The organism is Lunatimonas salinarum, from assembly GCF_017811155.1.
Taxonomy (GTDB): domain Bacteria; phylum Bacteroidota; class Bacteroidia; order Cytophagales; family Cyclobacteriaceae; genus Lunatimonas; species Lunatimonas salinarum.
Map to the genome: position 1 here is coordinate 1 of NZ_JACVCV010000068.1, position 1,792 is coordinate 1,792.

Consider the following 1,792-nt stretch of genomic DNA (forward strand, 5'->3'; position numbering starts at 1 on the left):
CTGATCTACTTAAAGCTGGAATTTATCAGGTTATATTTTTAGCTAAATATTCTAATATTTTCCCGGATAACTGCAAATAGAATTGAATTGATTACGAAAGCAAAACAGGTTAGGAATAGTAGGGTGTAGCCGATTCTACACCCAGATGTGGCGCGATTCAGATAACTAATCAAATAATATTGAACTAATTGTTTTTTCTTTCAATTCCGTGATACCTTCTAATTTATACTCAAAACCGGGGTACAGCAAACTTGTTATTACCACCTTTTTTCCATCATATAAAATAAATTTATAAAAGTGATAATTATCTGTTGTAAGAAAACCACCCTTTTTCTTAAAAAAACGGCTTTGGTGTATTTCAATACTCTTTACTGATTCAGGCGATATTACAATCTCTACTATTTTTCTACGATACCGTATTTCTCCTTTCTCTCTATCATATTGCAACTTAACCCCTCTGTTGGTAAAGTAATATTCAAGATGTAAATAGATATTAATAATACTAACGGTACCAAAAACAAAATAAATTATATATATAGCCTTATTATTGCTCTCAGTTTTATTTCCCCAATCATAAAACATGATAAGCACCATAATAAATGAAAACAATATATAAGGCCATATATGTTTGAGGTGTTTCTTAGGTGTTATTTTTTGTTCTATCATTTATTTTTCTTCATTTTTTCTAATTCATCGAGTCGAATTAAAACACTATTAAGTAATTGCTCATTTTCTTTGATGTTTTGTTGATAGTTAATCAACAAAACATTTTGTGAATCAATTCTTATCTGTTGCTCTTTAATAGCTTCAACCATAGCAGGGATTAATTTATAATAGTAGATTTTTTTATATCCTGAACTATCAGATACAACCAATTCTGGATAAATCCTCTCAATCTCTTGCGCTAATAGTCCAATGTCATGCCCTTCTTCTGGTGCGATACCGTCTTTCCATTCAAAGTTATATCCATTAATTTGCAACAACTTATTTAAAGAATTGTCAATACGTATAATATTGCCTTTCAAATTTTGGTCACTATACATTGAATTATAACCACCACTTTTAAACCAAGAATTATATTCGACAATCCTACCAGAAACATACCATATAGCTGGATGTATTGCATGGTCATAAACTTGTTCTCCGACATAACCGACTACTCCTATAGCAACTCCTAATCCACCAACACCTGTACTAAATGCACCTATCATCGCACCTGTTCCCAACACCAAAGGAACTCCATTCGATACTGTACGATAGGCTTTCCTACCATCGCTTAAGTTGGGATTAGACATATCGCTTGTATAGACGTAAGCACTAGCAGCATTTGCAGCAATATTAAGTCCTGGGATTACTTTTGTTAAGCCAATATACCTTAACGCATCATCTCCAACTTGTAAGAAAACACTTGTCGCAGGATGGCTTAAAACACCAGCCGTTGCGTCTAAGACATTTTTTCCGCTTGGTAATGCCATTGGTGGATGCCAACCATTGCCTCCCGAACTGGCATCAGCTTTAGTAAATGTTGTTTCATAAGTATATGAATTCTCATTGGCTACCCCATCATACTCTGTCCATCGAGTAGTGTTCGAAACGATATACAAATTTCCAGCGATAAATACCGTATTAACTTGGTGTGCACCGTATTTCTTTTCAAACTCACTCCCGCTCAGTAAATAATAATCCCTTTTTGCCGGATCGTTGGGGTTGCCGGGAATATCATCTTTCCAGTGGTTTCCCGAACCCGGGCCGGTAAATCCGCCAGCCTTTGGCATAAGGTCAAAGGGATTCT

General features: G+C 35.0%; 2 protein-coding genes. Both read right to left on the bottom strand.

What is annotated here, in order from left to right:
- Positions 1–165: 165 nt before the first annotated feature.
- Positions 166–666: a PH domain-containing protein gene (locus IAQ59_RS21875; RefSeq protein ID WP_209332986.1), complete on the bottom strand. Its 501-nt coding sequence runs from the start codon at positions 664–666 to the stop codon at positions 166–168.
- Positions 663–1,792, bottom strand: a 1,130-nt coding sequence (locus IAQ59_RS21880; RefSeq protein ID WP_209332987.1) for a tail fiber domain-containing protein, incomplete at its 5' end; no start/stop codon positions are given. The genes IAQ59_RS21875 and IAQ59_RS21880, both read right to left, overlap by 4 nt.

Excerpts from the sequence above, each read along its gene's own strand:
- IAQ59_RS21875 (WP_209332986.1), bottom strand. The coding sequence starts at position 666 with ATGATAGAACAAAAAATAACACCTAAGAAACACCTCAAACATATATGG.